Here is a 24,709-nt window from a genome sequence, read left to right as displayed (position 1 = left end):
GCACCATCCTGGGAGACATCCTGGGAGCGGCTAATGCGCAACTGATATATCAGACTGTGCGGTACGGTATGCGGAGCTCACCGCAGAGGTCAAGGGGGCATCCATGGAGCAGGTGGCGACCGAGCCCGTCGGCGAGGAACTCACCCTCGCCGAACGCGCCTACCGCGCCATCCGTGACCGGCTGGTCATGCTCGAGATCCGTCCGGGCGCGCCGATCAACGAGGAGCAGCTGGGACAGTCCCTCGGCGTGGGGCGCACGCCGGTGCGCGAGGCCCTCAAGCGGCTCCAGTACGAGCGGCTGATCACGACGTATCCCCGGCGCGGCACCTTCGCCACCGAGGTCAACATCACCGACCTCGCCCATATCTCCGAGGTGCGCCAGGAGCTGGAGCCCCTGGCCGCGTCGCAGGCCGCGCGGCGCGCCACGGCCGCGGACCGGGCGGCCCTGACCGCCCTGCGGCGAGAGCTGGAGGGCGCGGATTCCCGGCGGCAGGACCCCACCGGGCTCATGCACCTGGACCTCCAGGTCCACCGCGCCATCTACGCCGCCGCGCACAATCCGTACCTGGAGGACACCCTCGTCCGCCACGACAATCTGGCGACCCGGATCTGGTGCCTGTTCATCGACCGGCTGTCGGACATGGCCGGTCACGTGGAGGAGCACGGGTCGTTGATCGACGCGATCGTCGCCGGTCAACCCGAGAATGCCGCTCGGCTGGCCCGCAGTCACGTCGAGGACTTCGAGCGGGCCATTCGCGCAGCCATCTGAGCACCGCGCCCGACGCACGGCGGCCCTCGATGCGCGTCCGCAGGGGGGCGGGGGGATCGCCCCGGGCGGGAACGACGATGCCCGGGAGATCTCCCCCGCCGACCTGCCTACTGGGCCGTGTCAGGCCGGGATCACGGGCAGGGTGATGCGGGAGGGCCGGGCCGGGTCGTGGAAGATCTGCTGGCGGGCGACCCGGGCCGTGGTGGCGCTCTCCTCGGGTTCGCCGGTGTTGAGGTTGCGGTCCCAGCGGGGGAAGTTGCTGGAGGTGACCTGGAGCCGTATGCGGTGCCCCGCCCGGAAGACGATGCTGGTCGACCACAGGTCCACGACGTACTCGGCCGGCTCACCCGGTGTCGCCTCGCGCACCCGCACGATGCCGTCGGTCACGTTGCGGGAGACACCCCTCTCGTCGACGTCGCACAGGCGGGCCACCCAGTCGGTCGAGGTGCCGTCCGTGGCCGCGTGGAGCACGGCCCGGACGCGGCCGGTCACCTCGGTGTCCTCGGCGAGCGGTTCGGTGGTGAAGACCAGGACGTCCTCGCGTGCCTCCACGGCCGTCTGGTCCAGCGGGCCGGTACGGAACTCGTCGGTCATCAGCAGCGCGCCACCGGTGGTGGGCACCGGGTCCATCGGGTCGTAGGAGAACTCCTCCGGCCGCTCGGCGACGGACGGCGGCTCCGGTGTGAGGCGTCCGTCCGCGCGCAGATGGAAGTCCGTGTCCACGGCCCGCGACAGCGGCCATTCGCTCTCCTCGCGCCACTGGTTGACGCCCATGACGAACAACAGCACCGTGCCGGTGTCCGGCTCCAGCGCCTCGCCGTCGCCGATCGTGCGCCGGAACCAGTCGAGCTGGAGGCCGTTCAGAGGGCCGCGCATACCCATGAAGGCGGAGTTCGCGGCGAACCCGAAGTTGACGTCGCCGATGACATGCTGCTGGTTGGTGTGACTCCACGGCCCCATGACCAGCGTGGCGGACCGGCCCGCCCGGCGCATGGCGGTGAAGTTGTCGAGGGTGCCCTGGGTGAAGATGTCGTACCAGCCGCCGATCTGGAAGGTGGGCAGGTCGATCTCGTCGTGCCGGCCCGCGACCCGGCAGGACGCCGCCCACTCGGGTTCCCGCCGGGACCGCTCATAGCCCAGCTCGGGCAGGCCGTGCCGGGCGAAGGCGGGGAAGTGCCCGGCGGGCAGCTCGCCGTAACCGGCGCCGGCCAGGCCGTCCATGTCCTGCACGAGCCCGGTGATGCCGTTCACCAGCCCCGCGGGGTCGGTGGCGTGCCGGCGCATCAGCGCGTCGGCGCCCATCATCAGGGTCCAGGGCGCGGTGATGCCGAGCTCGATCGCGCCGCCGCGCGTCCACAGTCCGTCGTCCGGTTCGGACCACGTGATCATCGGGGCGATCGCCTTCAGCTCCGGCGGCTTCGACAGCGCCGCCATCCACTGGGTGTTGCCGAAATAGCTGCCGCCGATCATGCCGACGGAGCCGTTCGAGCCGGGCAGGGCGGCGGCCCACCGCACGGTGTCGTAACCGTCGCTCCCCTCGTACGTCCACGGCTCCCACTCCCCCTCGGAGGCGAACCGGCCGCGGGTGTCCTGAAGGACCACCATGAAACCGTGCCGGGCCGCCGCCAGCGGATCGAGGACGGCGATCGCCAGGGGCATCTGCTTCCCGTACGGCAGCCTGCTCAACAGGACCGGCCAGGGTCCGCTGCCGCCGGGCCGGTAGACATCCGCGCGCAGCACCGTGCCGTCACGCATCTTCGCCGGAACATCGAACTCGATCTGGATCTCCGTCATGTGCGGCTCCTTTGCCTGCCACTACGCCGTCCCGCGAACATGCTCGATTCGGGTCCGCCCGCGCGCCACCCCCGAACGGGGGTGACCACGGCGTACGGCAGGAGCAGGCGCCCTACTCGGCCAGCTGGGGATACAGCCCTGCCAGGTCGCCGGCCAGACCCGCCTTGACCTGCCGTGAGATGTCGTCGGCGAGCACTTCGTACGCTCCCGTCTCGATGCCGTCGAGGGCCTGTACGGCGATGTCGCGGGGGTCGGACTTGGGTGCGTCCACGCCGGTTGTCAGGTCCGTGTCGACGTAGCCCATGTGCAGTCCGGTGACGGAGATGCCGCGCGGCTGCAGCTCCAGGCGCAGGGAGTTGGACTGCGACCACAGGGCGGCCTTGGCCGCACCGTAGGCGCCGCCAAGGGCTATCCAGGAGAGCACGGAGCTGACGTTGAGGATGTGGCCGCCGCCGTTGCGTTCGATGACCGGCACGAAGGCTCGGGCGACCAGGAGCGGGCCGTAGAAGTTGGTCTCGAACTCCTGGCGGACGTCGTCGAGCGGGGAGTCGAGGAAGGTCGCGCCGTTCGAGCCGCCGGCGTTGTTGATCAGTACGGTGACGTCCTGCGCCTGCGCGACGGCCGCCGCCACGGAGGCCGGGTCGGTGGCCTCCAGCGCCACCGGGACCGCGTCGGGGTGGGTCACGGTGCGCGGGTCGCGGGCGGTGGCGTAGACCTTGGCCGCGCCGCGCGCGTACAGCTCTTCCACCAGGGCCTTGCCGATGCCGCGGCTGCCGCCGGTGACGAAGACGGTGGCGTCCTTCAAAGCGGTCATGACTGTCTCCACGAGAATGAGAAACCGATTGGTTTCCACCACCGTAAACCGACCAGTTTCCCCATGCAAGCCCGGCATCGGTCCGATGCGGGACGTACGCCCGCCCACGGCAGGGTTCAGCGTGGCGTCCCGTATCCGTGGATCCCTGGGATGACGAGCCTTCCGCCCGTCTGACCGGCCTGGTCGATATCGGCGTCGTTCAGGCTCAGTTGGAGCTTGAGGCCGAGTTTTCCGACCGTGTCGTAGAGCCACTCCGGCACGGTGTCGGGGGTGAGGTGCAGGCGGAGGAGCGGCGGCGCGGGAATGTTCTCGACGCCGGAGAGGGTGCCCGTCAGGCTTTCGACGTACATGGTGATGTCGCCGTCACCCCGGAGCGTGGACGTGGAGCCGGGCCCTCCGTCGATGTGCTGGATCTCCGGGCCGACGGGCACGGACATCCTCAGATCGCGGATCGTGACGGCCGATGCGGAGAACTTGAGCACCCGCTGGGGTCCGGCCGTCGTTTCCACGGTCACCACACCGTGGAAGACGACGTCGTGCAGCGCGAGGCGGCTGCCCTTCATGTTCCACGGCTCGTCGGGGAATCGGCCGGCGCTGGTGTCCTCGGGGGCATCGAGGTCACTGATGTCGCAGGCACGGGCTGCTTTCCGCGCCGTTTCCGGGGCCGGTGCGGGGGGCGAGGGCTCGGCCGTCCGACGACCGGGGGCCGGTGAGGCGTGTGCTGCGGGCGGCCGTGGGGCGTCCGATGTCGTGTCCGTCGGTGTGGGTGCGGGTGTCGGCGTGCCCGCACTCGGCGAGGGACTCGCGTCCGGTGCGGCACTCTGCTGCTCGTTGTCGTCGCCGAGCAGGGAGCCGAGGAGGTTCGTGATACCGGTGACGACGGAGGGCGTGCCGGGCGACGGGGTGGGGGTGGCGCTGGGCGCGGCAGGGGGCGTGCCGGTCCGTGCCGGCGACGGGAGCGTCGAGCCGTCGGCCTGGCGCTCCGGCGGCTGCACGGGCTCCGCGCTTCGCCGAGCACCGGACGAGCGGGGGTCCGCGGACCGGGCGGAGCCGGTGGGAGCCTTCGTCGCAGGCGCTGGTGTGTCGCCAGGGCGGTCACAGTCGACACCGTTGCTCTCGGATCCGCCCGACCCGTCTTCGGTCCCCGACCCGTCTTCGGCCACGGAATGGGCCACGGTGGCGCTCGCGTCGATGGCGGGCAGGCGCTGGCCTCCCAGGACGAGGGCCGTGGGCAGCGCGGTGAGCGCGAGAGCCTTTCCGACCGGCAGGCGCAGACGCGTCAGCGCGGACCTGCGGGGAATCGCGTGCCGGCCTCTCGACGACGGGGCCGAGCGGGGTTCCGCGGTTTCGTCGCGGGTGTCGGGTGCCTGGTCCGTCATTCCCCCGCCCTCTCTTCGGAACCGGCGGTCACGCTCACTTCGGGATCGGCGGACACGGCCGAACCCTCGGCGCCGCTCGGTATGTCCGTGGGCTGCTCCTCCACCGGACCCCACGCCAGTGCGAGGAGCCCTCCGGTGGTCGCGAGCAGCATGCCGAAGAGGAATCCGCCGAAGTTGGAGATGGGCAGCGACAGCACGCCCAGGAAGATGGCGACGCAGCCGGCGAAGAACCTGATGACCGGCTGGAACCAGAGCAGTCCACCCAGGACGATCAGCGTCAGGCCGATGACCAGCGAACCTGCTCCCGCCGTGGTGGACATCGCCACGGACAGGGCACCCAGGGAGAGGTTGAAGTACGGGAAGTAGATGATGGGCGCGGCGGAAAGGAGCACCAACAGGCCCGCCCAGAAGGGGCGAGTGCGCCGCCAGCCTTGGAAGTCCCGGCGTGTGCGGGTGAATCCGCTGTCGCTGTGGGGGTGCGCGGATGTGCCGGCACTCGTCATGGGGCAGCTCCCAGGTCGTGAGCGAATCATGGTGTGCGTGGGGGGTGTGAGCGGGGTGAGGGGAGCGGGGTGCCGACGCCCCGGGCCCTGGCCGTCGCTTGCGCGTCGGCGGCCACGGGGCGGGCGCGAGGTCAGAAGCAGTCGTGGCGGCCTGCGGAGATGTTCATGTGCAGGCCCGACAGTTCGAACGTCCCGGCCGTGGTGGCCCAGACCCTCTGGTGGGCGTCGATGATCTCGACCGAGTCCGCCTGCTGGGCGTAACCGTTGGGGTCGACGTGGTCCTTGGGGTTGACCTGACCCTTGGTCATGGCACCGACGGCGACACCGATGTCGACGTTGTTGAAGGTGCCGGACTTGGCCTGAAGATCGGTCATGTCGATGTAGAGGTTCTTGGCCTTGACCGGTGTACCCGACCCTCCGGCCTTGAGCGACATCGTGTAGGTGCCGAGCACGGGAAAGTTCACCGGGACGGACTGGCACATGTCGACGATCGTCGCGTCCTTGATGGACGAGACCGAGACGGGCACCTGCTTGCCGTCCTTGGCGACGTCCACCGTGGCGTAGTTGCCGAATCCGGTACCGCTCAGGGAGCCGGCGGAGACCTTGAAGTCGGAACCGGAGATGCTGAACGAAGCGGCCAGCGCGCCCTGGGCCATGGAGACGGCGACCGCCGCCGTGGCGGCCACCGTCGGCACCGCGCCGACGGCGAAGCGCTTCCAATGGGTCTTGCCGATTCGCTGGGACATGGTGTGGTTCTCCGTTGTCGAGGCTACGAGGCGGTACGGGACGACCGGATCCGGGACTGACGGGCCGGGCCCCGATTGGGGGGAGGAGGAGCCGAGGAAGAACTACGGCCGGGTACGGCCGAAGGGGGCAAGTGGCGTCCTCGGGCAGCCTGTTGGCCACGCGCACGGAGGGAGCGGGCGCGCCGAGGAAGCACTCGATAGTGCTACTACCGGATGCCCGATACTGGCACTATCGAGATCGGCAGTGCAACCCCAGGTAACCGCGATACTGGTGGGACAGTCGAGCGTGAGGGAGCGCATGAGGATTTCAGAGCTCAGCCAGCGGTCGGGGGTGCCGGTGGCGACCATCAAGTACTACCGACGGGAGGGACTGCTCCCCGAGGGACGCGCGGTGAACCCCACAGCGGTCGAGTACGGCGAGGAGCACGTCCAGCGACTCCGCCTGATCCGTTCCCTCATCCAGCTCGGCGGACTGTCCGTGGCCCGGACCCGTGAAGTACTCGACGCCGTCGACCGCCCGCTGGACGAGTTCGAGACCCTGGGCGTCGTCCACCACGCCCTGCCCGTACCCTCCGCGGACAAGATCGAGAAGGGCGGCAGGGGCGACGCCGGGCCGGACAGCGCCGCCGCGGAGGCGGAGTCGGAGTCGGGCGAGGAGGCCGCCGCACGGGTCGAGGCCCTCATCGCGGGCATGGGCTGGCAGATCTCCGACGCCTCGCCGCACCGCCCGGCCCTCGCCGCGAGTCTCGCCGCGCTGGGCCGCCTCGGCGCCGACTACACGACCGACGACCTCCTCCCCTACGCACAGCTCGCCACGGCCACCGCGGACCTGGATCTCGCGCAGTTCGACGGGATCGAGGACCGCATCACCCTCGCCGAGCGAGCGGTGTTCCTGACCGTGCTGTTCGAGCCGGTCGTCAGGCTTCTGCGACGACTGGCACAGGAGGACGCGAACCACCGTCGCCATCATCGGCAGGCGTGCCGGCGGGACGAGTCGTCGGTCGGGGTGAGTCCTCGGCGAGGTGAGTCCTCAGCAGGGTGAGCCCCCCCCCCCCCCCGGCGGGATGAGTCCTCGGCGGGGTGAGTCCTCGGCGGGCGGCCGAGGCGGGACAGCGAGGGCAACCCTCCGGCGCGCAGTGGCGCGATTCCGCGGCCGCGCGCCACAGCTCCCCCTCCCTGAGCGGCCGAGAGGCGCCTCCCCCGCACCCGGAGGCACCCCGTCAGCGCAGCTCTGCCGCGTCGAGCAGGGTGACCACCGTGGGTGCGATGAGCCCGGGCAGGGAGTCGGCGCCGATCCCCCCGCGCGCACCGGCCCCGTCGAAGACCAGTGTCAGCTGCCGGGCCAGCAGGTCCGGGTCCCTCGCCCCGCCCCGCGCGGCCTCGGCACGGAAGAAGGCCTCCAGGTCGCCCTTGACCCGCCGGGCCACCCTGCTCGCCGGGTGACTCTCATCCTTGAGCTCCATCTGCACGGTCAGGTAGGCACAGCCCCGGAATCCGGGCGCACCGGCCTGCGACTCCAGTTGCTCGAAGACATGCAGGACCCGCTCACGGGCCGAACGCCGGTGGTCCGCCCCGGGCAGGAGAGAGGCCGCGTAGGAGGCGGCCAGTCGCTCCAGGCTCGCCGCCAGCAGGTCACCCTTGCTCTCGAACAGCTGGTACATCGAGCGCTTGGACACCCCGGCCGCCTTGCACACCGCCTCGACGCCGACGCCGACGCCCTCGCGGCAGGCGAGCGTGGCCGCCGCCTCCAGCAGCCGCTCTCGGGACGTCGCCTTCACCTCTGTGGCCATAAGGCGAGGTTAACCCGGTTTCCACGAAATGAAAACCGATCGGTTTACGGATGACGTCTCCCCTGCCCCGGGATGTCGGCCTCGCCCACGCACCGCCTCCCCGGCGCGCACATCGTCGCTCCGCTTCAGCGAACCGGGCGCTCGGTGATCCATCGGGCGGCGAGGAGCCCCGACGCGGCGGTGAGGACGGCCGCGGCGATGATCGTGGCGTTCAGGCCGAGGGTGTCGGCGAGGACGCCTGCGACCAGGGCGCCCGCCGCGTAGCCCATGTCGCGCCAGAAGCGGTACGTGCCGAGGGCGTTGGCGCGCCAGGCGGGATGCGCGTGGTCGGAGACGGACGCGAGCAGAGCCGGATAGACCATGGCGGTTCCGATGCCGAGTGCGACGGCGGACAGGACCCCGGCGAGCAGCGGGCGGTCCAGCAGGGCGAGGGCGAGCACGAACCCGCCTGCCTGGACGAGCATGCCGGTGACGATGAGGGGTTTGCGGCCGATGCGGTCGGCGAGGTGGCCGGTGGGGATCTGGCCGATGCCCCACAGGATCGGGTAGAGGCCCTTGATCAGGCCGACGGCGGCGAGTCCGAGGCCGTGGTCCGTGAACAGCAGAGGGAAGACGCCCCAGGTCAGGCCGTCGTTGAGGTTGTTGACCAGGCCGGCCTGGCTCGCGCCGCGCAGGGAGCGGTGGTGCCAGGAGGTGCGGGCGAACGTCGGGGCGAGCCTGGTGTCCTCGCCGGTGGGCAGTGGCTCGGTGTGCTGGGCGAGTTCGAGGGCGACGTGGGCGGCGGTGTCCCGCACGACCAGGGCCAGGGCCAGGCCGGCCACGACGAACACGACGCCGATCAGTTCGGGGACCGGACGCAGACCGTGGGCGGTGGCGAGGTAGCCGGTGAGCAGGGCGGTGACACCGACGGCGGTGTAGCCGGCCGCCTCGTTGAGGCCGGTGGCCAGGCCTCGGCGGGAGGGGCCGACGAGGTCGATCTTCATGTTGACGGTCATCGACCAGGTCAGGCCCTGGTTGAGACCGAGCAGCACGTTGGCGGCCACGATCCAGCCCCAGGACGGTGCCCAGGCCAGCGCGAAGGGCACGGGGATGCCGAGCAGCCAGCCGGCGACCAGGAGCTGCCTGCGGCGGAAGCGGGCGGTCAGCGCGCCGGCCGCGAGATTCGTCAGGGCCTTGGTGAGGCCGAAGGCGATGATGAAGGAGAACACGGCCAGGTCACTGGTCAGGCCGAAGACGTCGGTGCCGATCAGCGGGACCGTGGTGCGCTCCAGACCGACCAGGCCGCCGACGCAGATGTTGACGATGACCAGCAGGATGAACTGCGGCCGGTTCTCCCGCAGTCCGAGCCGGACCGGCCGCCCTGAGGCGCCGGCCCGTGTCCCGGTGCCGGGCCGGGCGTTCACGGCCGGGTGGCCTCCGTTCCCTCGGCGAGGTGCCGGCCGTGGGCGCTGGCGTACTGCTCCGGCCCTCCGTCGAGGACGACGAGATCGGTGTGTCCCGCGCGCTCCAGCAGGCTGGCGGCGGTCATGGCACGCTCGCCGTGGCCGCAGGCGACGATCGCGCCGGGCGGGGCGTCGGCGGCGCGGGCCGGGAGGTCGCCGAGTTCGATGTGCAGGGCCCCGGGGACGTGTCCGGCGTCGAACTCCGATGCCTGCCGCACGTCCAGGTAGGGCCGCTCCCCCGCCCGGTCGGCTGGGACGAAGGGCGTGGTGTTCCGGGGGCGACCGTCGACGAGCCAGGCGTCCATGCCTCCCGCCAGGCGGCCGGCGAGCCGCTCGTAGCCGACCTTGTGGGCCTGCCAGACGATCTCGCTCAGGTCCTGGTCCTCGCCGGTGACGAAGGCGAGGGGTGCGCTGTCGGGCAGCAGCCAGCCGAGCCAGGTGGCGAACTGGTCGCGCAGCGGGATGGACACGGCACCGGGGATGTGGCCGGCCGCGTAGTCGGCGGCGGGCCGGGCGTCGACGACGTGGCCTCCCTCCGCCATCAGGGTCCCGACCCGGTCGGCGGACAGGTCGGGCAGCGGTGGGGCACCGGTGAGGACGGTGGGGCCGCGCCGGTTGACCTCCGCGAGCCGGTCGAAGTAGGCGGGGTAGCTCCCGAGGCTCTCCACGAGCCGGCGCACGAAGGTGTCCTCGTCGGGGGCGGCGAGCAGCGGGTTGGCCCGCTTCTGCGCGCCGATGGTGGTGGTGCGCTCGGTTCCGGGCGGGGCGGAACAGAACGACCCGGAACCGTGGGTGGGCCATACCGCGACCTCGTCCGGCAGCGCGGTCAACCGCTTCAGTGACCGGTACTGGGCGCGGGCGAGTTCCTCGGTCCGCTCCGCGCCGAGGAGGTCGGTGCGGGCGGCGGAGTTCACGATCAGCGATCCGCCGGTGAACACCCCGAGTGCGCGGGCGCCGTCCAGGAGCAGGAAGGACAGGTGCTCGTCGGTGTGACCGGGAGTGGCCAGGGCCCGCAGCGTCAGACCGCCGAGGTCGATCTCGTCGCCGTCCGCGAGCGGAGTGTGGGCGAAGGCGCGGTGGCCCGCGGCCGAGGCGAGCACGGTCGCGCCGGTGTCATGGCCGAGTTGGACGGCGCCGGAGAGGAAGTCGGCGTGCAGATGGGTGTCCGCGGCGAAGGCCACGGTCAGACCGCGCCGCTCGGCCTCCGCGTGCAGGGCACGCAGGTCGCGGCTGGTGTCGACGGCCACGGCACGCCCGTCGCCGAGGTCGAGCAGGTAGGCGCTGTTGCCCAGCCCCTGGTCGACGAGGGGGATCAGATGATCGTCCGCGAAGCCCACGGTGTCCTCCCAGGATCTCGGTGGCGGGGGCCGGTGGTCGCGCCCCCCGGTCTCAATTACAATAATCCATGGATTTATGGAGGATGTCATGCCCGAGAGCACGAAGAGCGCGTCGAAGGCGCGGCTGTACGACGCGTTCGCGACCAGCGGCAAGGCGCTGGCCAGCGGAAAGCGGCTGGAGCTGCTGGATCTGCTGGCCCAGGGCGAGCGCACCGTGGACGCGCTGGCGAAGGCGGCCGGGCTGAACCTGACGACCGCGTCGGCGCACCTGCAGATCCTCAAGCAGGCCGGCTTCGTCGTCACCCGCCGCGAGGGCGTGCGCATCCACTACCGCCTGTCCGGCGACGACGTCGCTCAGCTGTTCGCACTGCTGCGCAAGGTCGCGGAAGCCCACCAGGACGCCGTGCCCGCCGCCCGCGACGCCTATCTCGGCGAGGACGGCGCCGCCGAGCTCAGCCGTGCGGAGCTGCGGGTCCGGCTCGCCGCCGGGGACGTCGTCGTACTCGATGTGCGGCCCGTGGAGGAGTACCGGGCCGGGCACATCCCCGGCGCGATCTCCCTCCCGGTCGCGGAACTCGCCGAGCGCATCGAGGAGGTTCCCGAGGACACCGAGATCGTCGTCTACTGCCGCGGCGAGTACTGCGTCCTGGCCTACGACGCCGTACGACTGCTGACCGGCCTCGGGCGCCGGGCGATCCGGCTCGACGACGGCATGCTGGAGTGGCGCCTGTCGGAGCTGCCCGTCGACGCCTCGGACCTGACGTGACCGGCCCGGCCGGCCAAGTTCCGCCGCGCCCGGGGCCGTTCGGTGACCGGCACGTGATCCCTGCGCCCGAGGACCGCGCGCGGGGCGGGTGACCGCACGGCCGCTGCCCGTACGGCCGAGCGATGTGATCACTCGATCGTGAGTTCCTCGGCTCTCCACCGCCGCGTGCCGCGATGCTCGGAAGGGCGGCGGGTGACCGGCGCCGTCCGGATGCGTGTGGGTGGGGAGACAGCATGACGCGGGAAGCGGGACGGCACGAGGGCGTGGAGGGACCTGACGGCCTGGACAGTCTGGAGGGTCGAGCCGTGCTGCTGGTCGCAGGTGTGGCCGATCTGGCGATGAGCACGCTGGGGTCGGCTCTGGGGACCGTGCGGGGGCTGCTGCGCCGCTCGGACGTCACCGAACTGGCGGCGGAGGCCGAAGCGGACCTCGTGGCGCGCGGGCGTCTGGTGCTGGACCGGTACGGGGCCGTCCCGCCGGCCCATCTGGAGGTCCTCGCCCGGCACGCGACCGCCCGGAAGAGGGCCGATGGCGTCTGACCGGTGGGAGCCGGCCGCGTTCAAGGCCCGCGTCGACGAGGTGCTGCACCGGGTCGTCGCCCAGGAGGCCGACCGGTTCGCGGCGATCGATCCGAGCCTGGACCCGGTGGCCGGTCAGGTGGAGGCGGCGGTCGCGGACGGCAAACGGCTGCGCGCGGCGTTCTGCTACTGGGGCTGGCGCGCGGTGGGGCAGCCGGACAGTGACGCGCTGGTGCGGGCGGCGGCCTCCATGGAGCTGGTGCACGCCGCCGCGGTCGTGCACGACGACCTCATCGACGACAGCCCGTTGCGGCACGGCCGGCCCACCGCGCACCTCGCGCTGCGCGACGCCGTACGCCACGGCCCCCGTGCCGTCGCCGCCGCGCGGTCGCTGGCGATGCTGGTGGGCGACCTGTTGATGTCGCTGGCCGGGCAGGTGTTCGCCACCAGCGGTCTGCCCGCCGCGTATCTGTCGCGCGCCCGCCCCTTGTGGTCGCTGCTGGCCCGCGAACTGATCGCGGGCGAGTGCCTGGAGATCCTGCGTACCGGAGCGGGCCCGGACACCACGGCGTCACTGAAGGTGATCCGCTACAAGACCGCCAAGTACACCGTCGAACAGCCCCTGTTGATCGGCGGCGCCCTGGCCGGGGCCGGGGCCCGTCTGCGCGAGGGCTACTCCGCGTACGGGCTGCCGCTGGGCGAGGCGTTCCAGTTGCGGGACGACCTGCTCGGCCTCTTCGGGGACCCGGAGCGCACCGGCAAGTCCGGCGCCGACGACGTGCGCGGCCACCGTCCCACCGCCCTCCTGGCCGAGACCTGGCGCCTCGCCGGCGACGCCGAACGGGAGCTGCTGCGCGGCCTCCTGGGCCGTCGCGACCTGGACGAGGAGGGGGTGGACGCGGTCCGTGAGGTGATGCGCCGACTGAAGGCCCCTGACCGCATCGAGGCCATGATCACCGTACGGGTGACGGAAGCCCTCGACGCCCTGCGCCGACTGGACGTACCGGCGCCCGCCGCCAATGCCCTGACCGCTCTGGCGCATTCGGCAGCCGTCCGCCTGTCGTGACCCCAAGGAGCCTGCCATGAACTACACCGAGGCATCGATGGACGCCCTGCGGCGAACCGGTGACGAGCTCGCCGACGCCACCGTCGCCACCCTCTTCGAACGCGGGGAGGTGGGCACCTTCAACGCCCTGATGCGCTATGTCTCCACGGCCGGCACTCCCCTGCCCGACGGTCTGCCGGACGTCGCACGGGAGTACCTGGAGGCCACCCGTGTGCCACCGGCCTGGGTGGACTGGGCGGAGATGGAGAAGGCCCGGCTGTTCTTCATCGACAACAACGTGCACATCTCCACCGCGCTGTCCTTCGCCGCCATGCCCGCCTGCTACGTCGTCCCGCATGTGGCACGGCTGCTGTCGACCACCCACGGCCTGGAGTACCCCTCCAAACGTATGGCCGAGACAGGTCAGTTCACCGTCTACCTGATGCAGCCGGACGCCTTCGAGGCCGGCGGCCGCTTCATCCCGGCCGCCCAGAAGGTGCGCCTCCTGCACGCCGCGATCCGGCACCACCTCGCACGCGAGAACCGGTGGGACACCGGCGCGCTGGGGACGCCGATCTGCCAGGAGGACATGATCGGGGGGCAGATGTTCTTCTCCCTGCTCGTCCTGGACAGCCTGCACCGCCTCGGCATCCACATGTCGGCCGAGGGCGCGGAGGCGTACTACTACGCCTGGCGCGTGGTCGGCGCCATGCTCGGCGTCGACCAGGACGCCGTACCCAGGACACTCGACGAGGCACGCGGGTTCCTCGACCTGTACATGGTCCGGCACATGGGGCCCTCCGAGGAGGGAGCCCATCTGACCCGACAGCTCATCGACCTCTACGAGGAGGTCGTGCCCGGCACCTTCTTCGACCCGATCGTCTCCGCCCTCGTCCGCCACCTCATCGGCGACACCTGCGGCGACTGGCTCCACGTGCCCCGCACCTCCTGGGACACCGTCGTCAAGGCCGTACCGCACCTCCTCGGCGTCCTGGAGTCCATCGAGGACCGCTCCCCTCTCGGCGCCTGGGCGTTGGACCGCCTCGGTCACCTCACCACCGTCCTCGAACTGTCCTCACTCACCCGCGGACGTGTCATGCACTACGCCATCCCCGAACACCTCAAGAAGGACTACGGCCTCACCAACACACCGCCCCGCACCCACCGCTGGATCCCACCGGCCGCATCGCTCTCCTGATCCATACGCGACGAGGACCCTGGCTGCCATACGTGCCCTTGACGTGTGCGGTTATCGCCGGGTGAGCATGGCGTGTGTCCCGCGCCCTCTCGACCCCGCTCGTCATTGCCCCGGAACTCTCGCCGCCTCCCCGCAGCCCGTGACCGCCAGGACTGGCAACGCGAGAAGGGCGGCCACTGGGCTGTCACCCGTGAAGGCGACGACGTACTCGGCCGGATCGCGCTGCGCGGCATGGACTTCGACGACGGCATTGCCCGTGTCGCGTACTGGACAGCGCCCGCGGCCCGCGGCGCCGGTGTGGCCACACTCGCCCTTGCAGGGCTCACGACATGGGCCGTGGATGAAGTCGGCTTTCACCGCGTCGAACTGGACCACTCGACCCGGAACCAAGCCTCGTGCCGGGTCGCCGCAAAAGCCGGCTACCGCCTGGAGGGCACCAAACGCAGTGCCGCCGTACATGACGACGGCCGGCACGACATGCACCTGCACGCCCATGTGCGCGGCGATCCGCCATACACCGTGTAAGCGTTTGCGGGGCGGCAGGAGGCGTTCGTTCATGAGTGCTGCCAGGAGCGCATCTGGGACTGACGTCAGTATCAAGACACACTCGGGCAGAACAACTTGCTCCAGTCGTACGTACTATCACTACGGCAGGGCCCTGTGCATCGGATATGGCCACCGCCCCGCAGGCATCAGCCCGAGAGGCACGTAGGTGGCATGTGCTTCAACTCCCGCCTCGAACCGAAGAAGGTGCATTCCATGTCTGAGAACGCCGCCGTCAGCGAACTGACATCGCAGTACGCCGCTCAAGTAACCGGCGACCTCGAACGCAATGCCAAGGAGCAGGAGCGCATCAGCGGGGAAATCGCCACGCTGCAGGAACAGTTGACCGCCCTCCAACGTGACCACGCGGTGCTGGTCAACATCCAGCAGGCGATCGGCACTTCACCGGCATCCGCAGAGCCCACGGTGCCGTCAGGAAGTGTCAAGGTGCCTGCCCCCCGCAAGAAGAAGGGCACCACGACCGGCGCGGAGAAGCGGGCGGCGACGAAGCCGCCCGCCCGCCGGACCGGTCGTGCCACGACCGGCAAGACGACGGCCGCGAAGCCTGCGGACAAGTCCGAGGGCGCGAAGTCGGCACAGCCGACGCTGGTCGACCTGGTCCGCCGTCACCTGGCCGAGCAGCGGGAACCACGTTCCGCCGCCGAGATCGCCACGGCCCTGGGCGAGGCCCACCCCGACCGCAACGTCAAGACAACCGTGGTCCGCACGACCCTCGAAGGGCTGGTCGCCAAGACCCAGGCACAGCGCACCAAGCAGGGAGCATCCGTCTTCTACACCCCTGCCGACGCACCGGAGCAGGCCGCATCGCCGCAGTCCGAAGAGCAACCCGCACAGTCCGACGCCTGACAGCGGCACGCGGTTCTCGTCGGCTCCGAGATCAGGGCACTGCCGGGGTGCGAGTCGGCGCCGTCGCCCGCACCGGCCCACTGTTGATCGCCGCCGGTTCGCAGTACGGCCGGCGGCGGCCCGATCGGTCGGCCTCGCGCCTCGGAGTCGGTCTGTCGCTGCGCAGGCGGACCGACTCCGGCCCAACAGGCCGGTGTTGAAGGGCGGGACCGGCCAGGGATAAGGCGGCACTCGCCAACTCCAGCCATGCCACATGTGCGTCAATTACAGGTTGACGCCGTGAAATCGTCAACCTACGATTGACGCATGACCCCACTCAACATCAGCCTCGCCGACCTGATCGCCCGCCTCGACCAGGAACTCCCCGACGCCGACAATCTCGCCCGCATCAGCGAAGCGCACCTGCGTGCCCAGACGCTGTCCGACCTCGGCGACCAGCTCATCGACCACTACGTGGGCAAGGCCAAGCAGTCCGGGGCGTCCTGGACCCAGATCGGCGACGCCATCGGGGTCTCCAAGCAGGCGGCCCAACAGCGGCACACCCCCGCCCCGTTCGAGCGGTTCACCCACCTGAACCGGCACAGCGTCGTACTGGCACAGGAGGCGGCCCGCACGCACAAGCACGACTTGATCGGCACCGAGCACCTCCTGCTGGGCCTGCTCGGCGAACCGAAGGGCCTGGCATACGAGGTGTTGACGGCCAAAACCGAGTCGGAGCAGCGCATCCGCGACGCGATCGGGGAAGCGCTGCCGCCGGCCGGACAGAAGGCGCTGCGGGGCCACATCCCGTTCGGGCCGGACAGCAAGGAGGCCATTCAGCAGGCACTGCGCGCATCGGCCGAGCTGGGCCACGACTGGGTCGGCACGGAACACTCACTGCTGGGCCTGATCCGCGTCGAGGAGAGTCCGGCCGCGCAGATCCTGCACCACCTCGGCTTCACGTCGGGCGAACTGCACGAGACGGTCAAGACCGAGATCACCAACCGGTCCGCCGCACGCGACAAGCAGTAGTCGCAGCCCTAGCGGGCGCCCGACTCCCACCCGTACAACTCCTCGCGCCAGGCGTCGTGCTCACGTGTTCCCGGCCCCAGCACATGCTCAAGCGGCGACCAGCGCGGCGTGGATCCGACTGACGGCACGCAGGACTTCGTCCCGGTTCTTCGCCCGCTTGATCCACACCGGAAGGCGCGCCACCAAAGTCATCTTCTGTCCGGTGTCGTACCAGGGCGCGCGCTCTCGCAGCGACGCCTGGACGAAACGGCGGATCAGGTCGAGGTGTTCGAGGTTGTACGCCCACAACCACCCGTGCCGGGTCTCGACCTGCAGCCACAGCGGCATACCGAAGTACGGATCCCTCGCAGGTTGAGCCGTGCCATGGGACAGCGTGACACGACGGCCACTCCACACCCGTGACAGTCCGCAGCCACGGCAGACAACGCGCCGCGGCCTGAACAGCATCAGCTCCCGGTCATCGGGGTTTTCAGGTGCCGGGGCGACACGAGCGGCCTTCTCGCGACGGGGACATCGGACGATGATCGAGCCGATGAAGTCGTACGCGCTGCTGCGCGGATCCCGGAACCGACCGGAGAACAGGGTCATCCGGTGAGTATGCGGTCGCCCCGCGGGCCACCGCATCCCGATTGCACGCTCAGTCGAGACAGAACTCGTTGCCCTCGATGTCCTGCATCACGAGGCACGATTCGTTGTAGCCGTCCGCCTTCAGGAGGTACAGGCGTGCCGCGCCGAGTGCGACCAGCCGTGCGCACTCGGCCTCGAGGACGGCGAGGCGCTCTTCACCCACGAGGCCGGTACCGACCCGCACGTCGAGATGAACCCGGTTCTTGGCGACCTTGCCTTCGGGGACGCGCTGGAAGAACAGTCGCGGGCCGACGCCGGAGGGATCCATGCAGGCGAAGGCCGCACCCTGACGCTCGGGCGGCAGGGAGCGGTTGAAATCGTCCCACGTGGCGAACCCCTCCGGCGGAGGCGGTACGACATACCCCAACACCTCGCACCAGAAGCGAGCCACGCGCTCGGGTTCCGCGCAGTCGAAGGTGACTTGGACCTGCTTGATCGACGCCATCGGTCCACCATAGTGCGCGTGCGGCGTCAGGTCGCGGACGTTTTTCGGGGCTCTCCGCGCTGCTCGTGGTCCAGGTCGGACATGTCGAGTACGAAGCGGTAGCGGACGTCATTGCGCCGGAGACGGTCAAGGGCGTCGTTCACGCGCGCGGAGGGCAGCAGCTCGATGTCGGCGGTGATGCCGTGTCGGGCGCAGAAGTCGAGCATGGCGGCGGTCGCGGGCGTGCCGCCACTGCCCGCGGAGCTGAGTTTCTTGCGTCCCACGAGCAGGTCGGTGGTCTCCACGGTGATGGGGCCGAGGTGTCCGAGGTGACTGAGCGTCCCGTCCATGGCGACCAGGCGCAGGTAGGGGCCGAGGTCGTGCGGGGCGGAGACGGTGTCGATGACGACGTCGAAGCGGTCACGGGCGTCGGCCATCTGTTCCGGGTCCGTGGAGACGACGAATCCGTGGGCGCCGAGGCGGCGTGCGTCGTCGGCCTTGTCCGGTGAGCGACTGACGACCGAGGTCTCGGCACCGAGCGCCACGGCGATCTTGACCGCGAGATGGCCCAGGCCGCCCAGTCCCACAACGGCGACGCGGGTCCCCGGCCCCACACCCAGGGCGTGCAGCGGTTCCCAGACGGTGATCCCGGCACAGAGCAGAGGAGCGGCGGCGGCCGGATCGAGCCCGGCGGGCAGGGAGTGGGCGAAGCGGTCGCGGACAACGTACTCGCGGGAGTAGGCCCCGAGGGTGGTCGATCCGTCGTACGGGTCGACACCGTCGTAGGTCAGCGTCGGGAAGGTGTGGCAGAAGTTCTCCTGACCGGCCCGGCACATGGCGCACTCGCCGCACGAGTCGACGATGTTGCCCACCGCGACCGGATCCCCGACCGCGAAGCGGGTGACCGCGGGTCCGGTCTCGGTCACCACGCCGGTGAATTCGTGCCCCGGCACCAGGGGTCGGCCGTCCCCGCCGGACCTGGCGTCGACCGCGTGGACATCGGTGTGGCAGACGCCGCAGTAGTCGACCCGGACCGCGAGGTCGTCGGGGCGCAGGTCACGTCGTTTCAGTGGCGTCCTCCGCAGGATCGGCGACGGGCCTTCCAGCTGCCAGCCAACGGTGCTCCTCATGACGTCTCCTTGCAAACAGACTGTTCGGTCTGTCGACCGTACAGGCATCTGCCCGTCAGGCAAACCAACTGTTCTGTCTGGTAGCGTCGGCGCATGGCAGACCAGCCCCTGACCTCGCGCGGAGCCGCGACCTACCAACGCATCCTCGATGTGGCGACCCAGGAGTTCGCCGAGCACGGGATCGCCGGTGCGCGCGTCGAGCGGATCGTGGCCGCGGCACGCACGAACAAGGCGCAGCTCTACGCCTACTTCGGCAGCAAGGACGGGCTCTTCGACGCCATCTTCTTCGGCTCGCTGGAGCGGATCGTGAACGTCGTCCCGATCGACGCCACCAACCTCGCGGACTGGGCCGTACGCCTCTACGACGAGTATCTCCGCCGGCCCGATCTCATCCGGCTGGCCACCTGGGCACGCCTGGAGCGACGCCCGGCCGGCCACCTGGTCGATGCCCCCGACCGCCTCGACGACCCCAAGTTGCGCGCCATCGCCGAGGCCCAGGCCGCCGGTCTGGTGCGCCCGGGAGACCCCTTCGACGTGATGGCGATGGTGATCGCCATGTCCATGGCCTGGTCGCCGGTCAGCAACGTCTACGCGGCGACCGCACAGGAGTCCCCCGAACTGCACGAGCAGCGTCGCACCTTGCTCCGCGAGAGCGTCCGCCGCGCCATGACGCCCGACGAGGTCTAGATCCCCGTGGGCTGCCCAGGGTCGGTTCCGTGGAACCCCCGTTTCCTGCGCCTTCTCCGGACGGCGGGTCAGTGGAGGGTGGGCCGGTAGACGAGTTCCTGGATGCGGCCGTCGAGCGTGCGGTGCTCGATCAGTTCCAGGTCGAAGTCGGCCGCGCCCCGGAAGATCGGGTCCAGCCCGGTCCGGCCGGTGATGACGGGGAAGAGCGTCACCTGCACGCGGTCGACGAGGCCGGCGGCCATCAGCGCCCGGTTCATCGACAGGCTGCCGTGCGAGCGCAACGGCACGTCGGACTCCTTCTTCAGCCGGGCGACGACGTCGACGGCGTCACCGCTGACGACGGTGGCGTCGGGCCAGTCGAGGGGGCCTTCCAGGGTCGTCGACACCACTGTCGCCGGCAGGTTCCGCATCCGGGTGACCCATGGGTCACGCACATCGGAGTCCTCGGTGCTCGATGCCAGCATCCGCGCGAACGCCCGATACGTGTGGGCACCGAGGACCATCCTCTGCTCCGTGCCGTACTGGGCGAGGCGATGGTCGAGCAACTCGGGGCCCTGCTTGCCCCAGTAGCCGGTCCAGTCGCCGCCGGCGGCGCCGTAGCCGTCGAGGCTGGAAAAGACGTCGAAGGTGTAGGTCGCGGTCATGTCTGCTCCTTGAGCGGGGTGTGATCCGGGCAGGTGCGGACTGCGGTCACCGCAGTCGCATCCGTAGACCCGGCACGCCTGCGAAACTCATCGCCGCGCCGGCCGGAACAGCGATGTCGCCCGGATCCGCCGCCCGCGCGCCCGTCAGCGTCCCGCGGACTGCCGAAAGGGGCCCGACGCCTGGTCCACGGCACCCCACCTACCGTTGCTCCGCATGACGACCACCGCCACGGACATCACCGTTGCCCTGGGCGACGCCGTCCGCGGACGCGCTGCTGCGCAAGGAACACACCTGGCTCCCCCGTCTCGCACCGGAACTTCCGCTGCCGATCCCCGTCCCGCAGCACCTCGGTGAGCCCTCCGAGCGGTTTCCGCGGCCCTGGCTCGTCACCGCCTGGAGACCGGGCGAGCCCGCCGACCGCGCCCCCGCGACGCGCGGCGACGAGGCGGCCGTGGCCTTGGCGGCCTTCCTGGCCGCTCTTCACCGCCCCGCTCCCGGCGGGGCGCCCACGGGCCGGGACCGCGGCGGACCGCTGGCCGACACGGCCGAACACTTCGCCCGGGGGCTCGCCGGGGCCGCCGAGCCGGGGCTGATCAGCGACCCGGACGCCGTCCGCGCCGTCCGGGAAGACGCTGCCGCCGCACCCGACTGGGCAGGCCCGGCGCTCTGGCTCCGCGGCGACCTGCACCCGGCCAACATCCTGACCACGAACGGCACCTTCTCCGGCGTGATCGGCTTCGGCGACCTCTTCGCGGGCGACCCCGCCTTCGACCTCGCCGCCGCGTGGATCCTGCTGCCGGACGGCGCCATCGACCGCTTCCACGCGACCTACCGGCCGAGCCCGGACGCCGCGACCCTGCGCCGCGCCCGCGGCTGGGCGGTGCTCCGCGCCCTCGCCTGCCTCCGCATCGCAGACGCCGGTGTCCGTGGCCTCCCCGGGGGCAAGGCCACCTGGGGCCCACCGGCCCACGCCTCGCTTCGGCGCCTCACCGCATCGGTCCGCCCGTGAGCCGACACTGCCGAGCGGCAAGCAGGTCGTCATCCGCGCAGATACCGCAGCACCGCCAGCACCCGCCGGTTGGCGTCGTCCGAGGCCGGCAGGCCGAGCTTGGTGAAGATGGACGCCACATGCTTCTCCACGGTGCCGTGGGAGACGACCAGGGTCTGCGCGATGGACGCGTTCGAGCGGCCTTCCGCCATCAGGGCGATGACGTCCCGCTCCCGTGCGGTCAGTGACTCGAGGCCCGCGCGCCGGCCTCCCGCGGCGGCCAGCTGGGTGACCACGTCCGGGTCGAGGGCGGTGCCGCCGTCGGCGATGCGTTGCAGCGCGTCGGTGAATTCGGCGACGTTGGCCACCCGGTCCTTGAGCAGGTAGCCGACGCCGGCCGAACCGGCGGCGAGCAGCCGGGTGGCGTACCGCGTCTCGATGTACTGGGAGAACAACAGCACGCCGGTGCCGGGGTACGCGCCGCGGATGTCGATCGCGGCCCGCAGTCCTTCGTCGGTGTGGGTGGGCGGCATGCGGATGTCGACCACCGTCACGTCCGGCCGGTGCTCGGCCACGGCCGCACGCAGCGCCTCGGCGTCCGGAACCGCGGCGCACACCTCGTGCCCCCGTTCGGTGAGCATCAGCACCAGCAGCTCCCGCAGTACGGCGGCGTCCTCGGCGATCACGACACGCATGGCGCGCATGCTCTCACGCGTGCGGCGGCAGGACGACGGTGATCGCCGTCGGGCCGCCCTCGGGGCTGGAGATGTGCAGCCGACCGTCCACGGTCCGGATGCGCCGGCGCAGACCCTCCAGGCCGCCGCCGGCCGTCACGCGGGCGCCGCCCGAGCCGTCGTCCGTCACCCGCAGGCGCAGCGCGCCGTCCTGCTGGGTGAGGGTGACGACGGCGCGGCGGGCGCCACTGTGCTTGGCGGCGTTGGCGAGCAGTTCGGCGGCGCAGTAGTAGGCCATGGTCTCGATGGCCTGGGTGGGACGCACCGGGATCTCGGCCGACAGCTCGACCGGCAGTGCGCTGCGGGCGGCGAGCGTGGCCAGGGCGTCGGGCAGGCCGTCGTCCAGGGCCGGGGGGTGCAGGCCGCGGGACAGGTCGCGCAGCTCGCTCAGTGTCTCGGCGGCGCTGCGGTGCGCGGTGGCCACCAGTCGTCGTACGCCGTCCGGATCGCTGATCGCTCCGTCCTGGTCGGTGAGTTTCTCCTGGGCCATGTCCAGGCTCATCGCCAGGGCGACGAGCCGGACCTGGGGGCCGTCGTGCAGATCCCGCTCCAGCCGCCGCAGCCGGGCGGTGGCGTCGTCGACGGCGAGGGCCCTGGTTTCCTCCAGGGCCCGCACCCGTTGGGTGAGCTCGCCCGGTCCCAGCAGGGCGTGCCGCAGCCGGCGGTCGGCCGCGACCGCCGCCCGGACCAGCCATGGGGCGGCCAGTAGCGTGGCCGCACCCGCGGCGACGGCCCACAGGGTGCCCGGCCAGGTGCTGATGTGCGGGGTTCCGCCCGCGGGCAGCGGGGTGAGCATCGGGATGCCGCCCGGAGTGCCACCGCCGAGGAACCAGCGCAGCGGGAGGGTGAGATTCAGCAGGGCCGTGATCCACCAGGCGACGCCGTACGCGCCCAGGGCGGCGACCGGCAGTTTGGCGAGGGTGTATCCGAGGGCCCGCCAGGCGGTGACATCGCGCAGCCGGGCGTCGATCCGCCCGCCGATGCCGTGGCCGCGGCGGAACGGCGGGGGCGGTGCCGTCCGCTCGCCCAGCAGCCGTGCGGCCAGCGCGCGGTGCAGGCGGGCCGATCGGCGGGCAAGCATCAGCACGCCGACCAGGAGCACCAGGCCCAGCACCGCGCCGACCAGCGTCGCCGTCAGTGCCGCGCCCAGGGCCAGCGGCACGAGGGTCAGTACGAACCCCAGCACGGCCAGGGGAAAAGCCGCCAGACAGTAGGCCGCCTCGAACCAGGCCCTGCGGGTGAAGGGCGCGCGGAGCACGGCGCGGGGGTGCATGATGCTCAGTCTCCCCGGTGCCGCTTCAGGCGTCACGGCGCCGCAGCATCCGGTCGGCGGCGGCCAGGGCCGCGGCCGTGTACAGGAGCAGGACGGTGAAACCGGTCCAGGGCGAGAGCACGTCCGCCACCGGTTTGGCCACCGCGAGGGAGTTGGCCGCGATCAGGGTGGGGAAGAACTTGGCGACGGTCGTGCCGGTCAGCCCGGCCGCGACGGCCGGCACCACGTAGAACAGCCCGACCAGGATCCCGATCGCGCTCGCCGTATGCCGTGTCATCACGCCCAGCGCCAGCCCGATCAGGCCGACCAGGGCCAGATAGACCCCCGACAGCACCACCGCGCGCAGTACTCCGGCGTCGCCCAGTCCCGGCCGGTGGATCGTGTCGGTCAGTGCGGCGCGGCCGGCGAAGAAGGTGACGAACGCGGCGGCCTCCCCGAGGGCGAGGACCACCGTCCCCAGCACCGCGGTCTTGGCGGCGAGCAGGCGGCGCCGGTCCGGCACGACGGCCAGGGTCGCGCGGATGCTGCCCGAGGAGTACTCGCCGGTGATCATCAGGACGCCGATCACGCCGACGACGAGTTGTCCGAGAGCGATGCCGGCGAGCACGTTGTTCACCGGATCGAAGGTCCGGGCGGCCTCGGCGCCCTGGGGTGCGCGGGTGTTCGCCATGGTGACCACGCCGATGGCGATCATGCCCAGGGCGGTGGCCGACAGCGCCCATCGGGTGGAGCGCAGGCTGCCCAGCTTGAGCCACTCCATCCGGGCGGCCGCGGCGAACCCCGGCCGTCCCGTGCCTGTCACGGTTCCTGTCGTAGTACTCATCGCCGCCGCTCCGTTCCCCGGTACTGCGCACTGTCGGAGGTCAACGCGAAGAACGCCTCCTCCAGGGACCGCCCGTCGGCCGTCAGGTCCGCCACCGAGCTGTCCGCCAGCAGTCGGCCCTGGCCGATGACCACCAGATGCTCCGCGGTCAGTGCCATCTCACTGATCAGATGGCTGGAGACGAGCACCGTGCGGCCCTCGGCGGCCAGCGACCGCATCAACTCCCGGATCCAGCGCACTCCTTCCGGGTCCAGCCCGTTGACCGGCTCGTCGAAGAGCAGCACGGCCGGATCGCCGAGCAGCGCCGCCGCGATACCGAGCCGCTGCGCCATGCCCAGCGAGAACGAGCCGGCCCGCCGGTGGGCCGCATCGGCCAGTCCGACCAGCCCCAGCACCTCCTCCACCCGGGAGCGGGCGACCCCACCGCCCGTGGCCAGTGCCAGCAGATGACGGTGTGCGCTGTGCCCGGGGTGGAAGGTGCGGGCCTCCAGCAGCGCTCCCACCTCACGCAGCGGCCATTCCAGGTCGGCGTACCGGCGGCCGCCGATCCGGGCCTGCCCGGCGTCCGGCCGGTCCAGGCCCATGATCATGCGCAGGGTGGTCGACTTGCCCGATCCGTTCGGACCGAGAAACCCGGTGACGGCACCCGGCGGCACGTCGAAGGTCAGCGCATCGACGGCGAGGGTGTCGCCGTAGCGTTTGGTCAGGCCGCGCGCCTCGATCATCGTGGGCTCCTTCGTGGATGTCTCGACACCGACGAGCCTGCCGTCCGACCGCCCTGCCGCGTAACGCGGTTGACCTCCGCGTTTCGCTGGGGGATATCCCCCGGCCCGCCGGCTCGGGCCGCCGCCCGGCG

Annotated in this window: 26 protein-coding genes and 1 pseudogene; 11 read left to right on the top strand and 16 right to left on the bottom strand. The window is 71.2% G+C overall.

The window, feature by feature from the left end:
- Nucleotides 1–103: 103 nt before the first annotated feature.
- Complete coding sequence (locus K4B79_RS09745) at nucleotides 104–769, top strand: GntR family transcriptional regulator (RefSeq protein ID WP_232026025.1); 666 nt, start codon at nucleotides 104–106, stop codon at nucleotides 767–769.
- 120 nt (nucleotides 770–889) lie between these two features.
- On the opposite strand, the gene K4B79_RS09740 is transcribed toward K4B79_RS09745, so the two are convergent.
- From K4B79_RS09740 to K4B79_RS09720, 5 genes are all read right to left on the bottom strand, one after another.
- The gene (locus K4B79_RS09740; RefSeq protein WP_232026023.1) at nucleotides 890–2,563 is read right to left on the bottom strand and encodes a CocE/NonD family hydrolase; all 1,674 of its coding nucleotides are present in this window, start codon (nucleotides 2,561–2,563) and stop codon (nucleotides 890–892) included.
- A gap of 112 nt (nucleotides 2,564–2,675) precedes the next feature.
- On the bottom strand, nucleotides 2,676–3,377 hold the full coding sequence (locus tag K4B79_RS09735) for an SDR family oxidoreductase (protein WP_232026021.1): 702 nt from the start codon (nucleotides 3,375–3,377) through the stop codon (nucleotides 2,676–2,678).
- A 116-nt stretch (nucleotides 3,378–3,493) separates the two neighbouring features.
- Nucleotides 3,494–4,372 (bottom strand): hypothetical protein, encoded by an 879-nt coding sequence (locus tag K4B79_RS09730; RefSeq protein ID WP_232026019.1) that lies wholly within the window; start codon nucleotides 4,370–4,372, stop codon nucleotides 3,494–3,496.
- Between the two features lie 380 nt (nucleotides 4,373–4,752).
- Nucleotides 4,753–5,259, bottom strand: a complete 507-nt coding sequence (locus tag K4B79_RS09725; protein WP_232026017.1) for a DUF6114 domain-containing protein — start codon at nucleotides 5,257–5,259, stop codon at nucleotides 4,753–4,755.
- A 131-nt stretch (nucleotides 5,260–5,390) separates the two neighbouring features.
- Complete coding sequence (locus tag K4B79_RS09720) at nucleotides 5,391–6,005, bottom strand: DUF6230 family protein (protein WP_232026015.1); 615 nt, start codon at nucleotides 6,003–6,005, stop codon at nucleotides 5,391–5,393.
- Nucleotides 6,006–6,303: 298 nt separating this feature from the next.
- Here K4B79_RS09720 and K4B79_RS09715 point away from each other — a divergent pair, with 298 nt between their 5' ends.
- Nucleotides 6,304–7,047: a MerR family transcriptional regulator gene (locus tag K4B79_RS09715; protein WP_232026014.1), complete on the top strand. Its 744-nt coding sequence runs from the start codon at nucleotides 6,304–6,306 to the stop codon at nucleotides 7,045–7,047.
- Nucleotides 7,048–7,225: 178 nt separating this feature from the next.
- Here the strand turns inward: K4B79_RS09715 and K4B79_RS09710 are convergent, their stop codons facing one another.
- The 3 genes from K4B79_RS09710 to K4B79_RS09700 all read right to left on the bottom strand — a co-directional run bounded on the left by K4B79_RS09710 (nucleotide 7,226) and on the right by K4B79_RS09700 (nucleotide 10,574).
- Nucleotides 7,226–7,795, bottom strand: a complete 570-nt coding sequence (locus K4B79_RS09710) for a TetR/AcrR family transcriptional regulator (RefSeq protein ID WP_232026012.1) — start codon at nucleotides 7,793–7,795, stop codon at nucleotides 7,226–7,228.
- A 125-nt stretch (nucleotides 7,796–7,920) separates the two neighbouring features.
- Nucleotides 7,921–9,198: an MFS transporter gene (locus K4B79_RS09705; RefSeq protein WP_232026010.1), complete on the bottom strand. Its 1,278-nt coding sequence runs from the start codon at nucleotides 9,196–9,198 to the stop codon at nucleotides 7,921–7,923.
- A complete protein-coding gene (locus tag K4B79_RS09700) occupies nucleotides 9,195–10,574 on the bottom strand; it encodes an MBL fold metallo-hydrolase (protein ID WP_232026008.1) in 1,380 nt (459 codons plus the stop codon). The genes K4B79_RS09705 and K4B79_RS09700 overlap by 4 nt, the downstream gene beginning before the upstream one ends.
- 88 nt (nucleotides 10,575–10,662) lie before the next feature.
- Between K4B79_RS09700 and K4B79_RS09695 the strand changes: the two genes are divergently transcribed.
- The 7 genes and pseudogenes from K4B79_RS09695 (at nucleotide 10,663) to K4B79_RS09665 (ending at nucleotide 16,522) form a co-directional block, all read left to right on the top strand.
- Complete coding sequence (locus K4B79_RS09695) at nucleotides 10,663–11,340, top strand: ArsR/SmtB family transcription factor (RefSeq protein WP_232026006.1); 678 nt, start codon at nucleotides 10,663–10,665, stop codon at nucleotides 11,338–11,340.
- A 233-nt stretch (nucleotides 11,341–11,573) separates the two neighbouring features.
- The gene (locus K4B79_RS09690) at nucleotides 11,574–11,879 is read left to right on the top strand and encodes a polyprenyl synthetase (RefSeq protein ID WP_232026004.1); all 306 of its coding nucleotides are present in this window, start codon (nucleotides 11,574–11,576) and stop codon (nucleotides 11,877–11,879) included.
- Nucleotides 11,869–12,924, top strand: coding sequence for a polyprenyl synthetase family protein (locus K4B79_RS09685; RefSeq protein ID WP_232026003.1), 1,056 nt, complete (start codon nucleotides 11,869–11,871; stop codon nucleotides 12,922–12,924). Before K4B79_RS09690 ends, K4B79_RS09685 begins: the two co-directional genes overlap by 11 nt.
- Before the next feature lie 16 nt (nucleotides 12,925–12,940).
- The gene (locus K4B79_RS09680; protein ID WP_232026001.1) at nucleotides 12,941–14,101 is read left to right on the top strand and encodes an oxygenase MpaB family protein; all 1,161 of its coding nucleotides are present in this window, start codon (nucleotides 12,941–12,943) and stop codon (nucleotides 14,099–14,101) included.
- A gap of 144 nt (nucleotides 14,102–14,245) precedes the next feature.
- Nucleotides 14,246–14,626 (top strand): annotated as a pseudogene (locus K4B79_RS09675) (GNAT family N-acetyltransferase); the annotation flags it as partial.
- Between the two features lie 234 nt (nucleotides 14,627–14,860).
- A complete protein-coding gene (locus K4B79_RS09670; RefSeq protein ID WP_232025999.1) occupies nucleotides 14,861–15,511 on the top strand; it encodes a hypothetical protein in 651 nt (216 codons plus the stop codon).
- Between the two features lie 306 nt (nucleotides 15,512–15,817).
- Nucleotides 15,818–16,522 carry a Clp protease N-terminal domain-containing protein gene (locus K4B79_RS09665; RefSeq protein ID WP_232025997.1) on the top strand — a complete coding sequence of 235 codons (705 nt, stop codon included), beginning with the start codon at nucleotides 15,818–15,820 and terminating at the stop codon, nucleotides 16,520–16,522.
- Nucleotides 16,523–16,609: 87 nt separating this feature from the next.
- Here the strand turns inward: K4B79_RS09665 and K4B79_RS09660 are convergent, their stop codons facing one another.
- Genes K4B79_RS09660 through K4B79_RS09650 form a run of 3 tightly spaced genes read right to left on the bottom strand, consistent with a single transcriptional unit; the run spans nucleotide 16,610 to nucleotide 18,703 of the window.
- Entirely contained in the window at nucleotides 16,610–17,110 is a 501-nt protein-coding gene (locus tag K4B79_RS09660; RefSeq protein WP_232025995.1) for a hypothetical protein, read from the bottom strand.
- A gap of 49 nt (nucleotides 17,111–17,159) precedes the next feature.
- Entirely contained in the window at nucleotides 17,160–17,594 is a 435-nt protein-coding gene (locus tag K4B79_RS09655) for a VOC family protein (protein ID WP_232025993.1), read from the bottom strand.
- A 26-nt stretch (nucleotides 17,595–17,620) separates the two neighbouring features.
- Complete coding sequence (locus tag K4B79_RS09650; RefSeq protein ID WP_232025991.1) at nucleotides 17,621–18,703, bottom strand: NAD(P)-dependent alcohol dehydrogenase; 1,083 nt, start codon at nucleotides 18,701–18,703, stop codon at nucleotides 17,621–17,623.
- 93 nt (nucleotides 18,704–18,796) lie between these two features.
- Here K4B79_RS09650 and K4B79_RS09645 point away from each other — a divergent pair, with 93 nt between their 5' ends.
- Entirely contained in the window at nucleotides 18,797–19,390 is a 594-nt protein-coding gene (locus K4B79_RS09645) for a TetR family transcriptional regulator (protein WP_232025989.1), read from the top strand.
- 68 nt (nucleotides 19,391–19,458) lie between these two features.
- On the opposite strand, the gene K4B79_RS09640 is transcribed toward K4B79_RS09645, so the two are convergent.
- Nucleotides 19,459–20,034: a dihydrofolate reductase family protein gene (locus tag K4B79_RS09640; RefSeq protein ID WP_232025987.1), complete on the bottom strand. Its 576-nt coding sequence runs from the start codon at nucleotides 20,032–20,034 to the stop codon at nucleotides 19,459–19,461.
- A 242-nt stretch (nucleotides 20,035–20,276) separates the two neighbouring features.
- Between K4B79_RS09640 and K4B79_RS09635 the strand changes: the two genes are divergently transcribed.
- Nucleotides 20,277–21,044 (top strand): phosphotransferase, encoded by a 768-nt coding sequence (locus K4B79_RS09635; protein ID WP_232025985.1) that lies wholly within the window; start codon nucleotides 20,277–20,279, stop codon nucleotides 21,042–21,044.
- 29 nt (nucleotides 21,045–21,073) lie between these two features.
- On the opposite strand, the gene K4B79_RS09630 is transcribed toward K4B79_RS09635, so the two are convergent.
- Genes K4B79_RS09630 through K4B79_RS09615 form a run of 4 tightly spaced genes read right to left on the bottom strand, consistent with a single transcriptional unit; the run spans nucleotide 21,074 to nucleotide 24,578 of the window.
- Nucleotides 21,074–21,718: a response regulator transcription factor gene (locus K4B79_RS09630; protein ID WP_232025983.1), complete on the bottom strand. Its 645-nt coding sequence runs from the start codon at nucleotides 21,716–21,718 to the stop codon at nucleotides 21,074–21,076.
- 13 nt (nucleotides 21,719–21,731) lie between these two features.
- Nucleotides 21,732–23,030 carry a sensor histidine kinase gene (locus K4B79_RS09625; protein ID WP_232025981.1) on the bottom strand — a complete coding sequence of 433 codons (1,299 nt, stop codon included), beginning with the start codon at nucleotides 23,028–23,030 and terminating at the stop codon, nucleotides 21,732–21,734.
- A gap of 25 nt (nucleotides 23,031–23,055) precedes the next feature.
- Nucleotides 23,056–23,832: an ABC transporter permease gene (locus K4B79_RS09620; RefSeq protein WP_232025980.1), complete on the bottom strand. Its 777-nt coding sequence runs from the start codon at nucleotides 23,830–23,832 to the stop codon at nucleotides 23,056–23,058.
- A gap of 17 nt (nucleotides 23,833–23,849) precedes the next feature.
- Nucleotides 23,850–24,578 carry an ABC transporter ATP-binding protein gene (locus K4B79_RS09615; protein WP_374208442.1) on the bottom strand — a complete coding sequence of 243 codons (729 nt, stop codon included), beginning with the start codon at nucleotides 24,576–24,578 and terminating at the stop codon, nucleotides 23,850–23,852.
- Nucleotides 24,579–24,709: the final 131 nt, after the last annotated feature.

It is taken from the genome of Streptomyces lincolnensis (genome assembly GCF_021173675.1).
GTDB lineage: Bacteria > Actinomycetota > Actinomycetes > Streptomycetales > Streptomycetaceae > Streptomyces > Streptomyces lincolnensis_B.
This window is presented reverse-complemented; position numbering and strand designations above follow the sequence as displayed.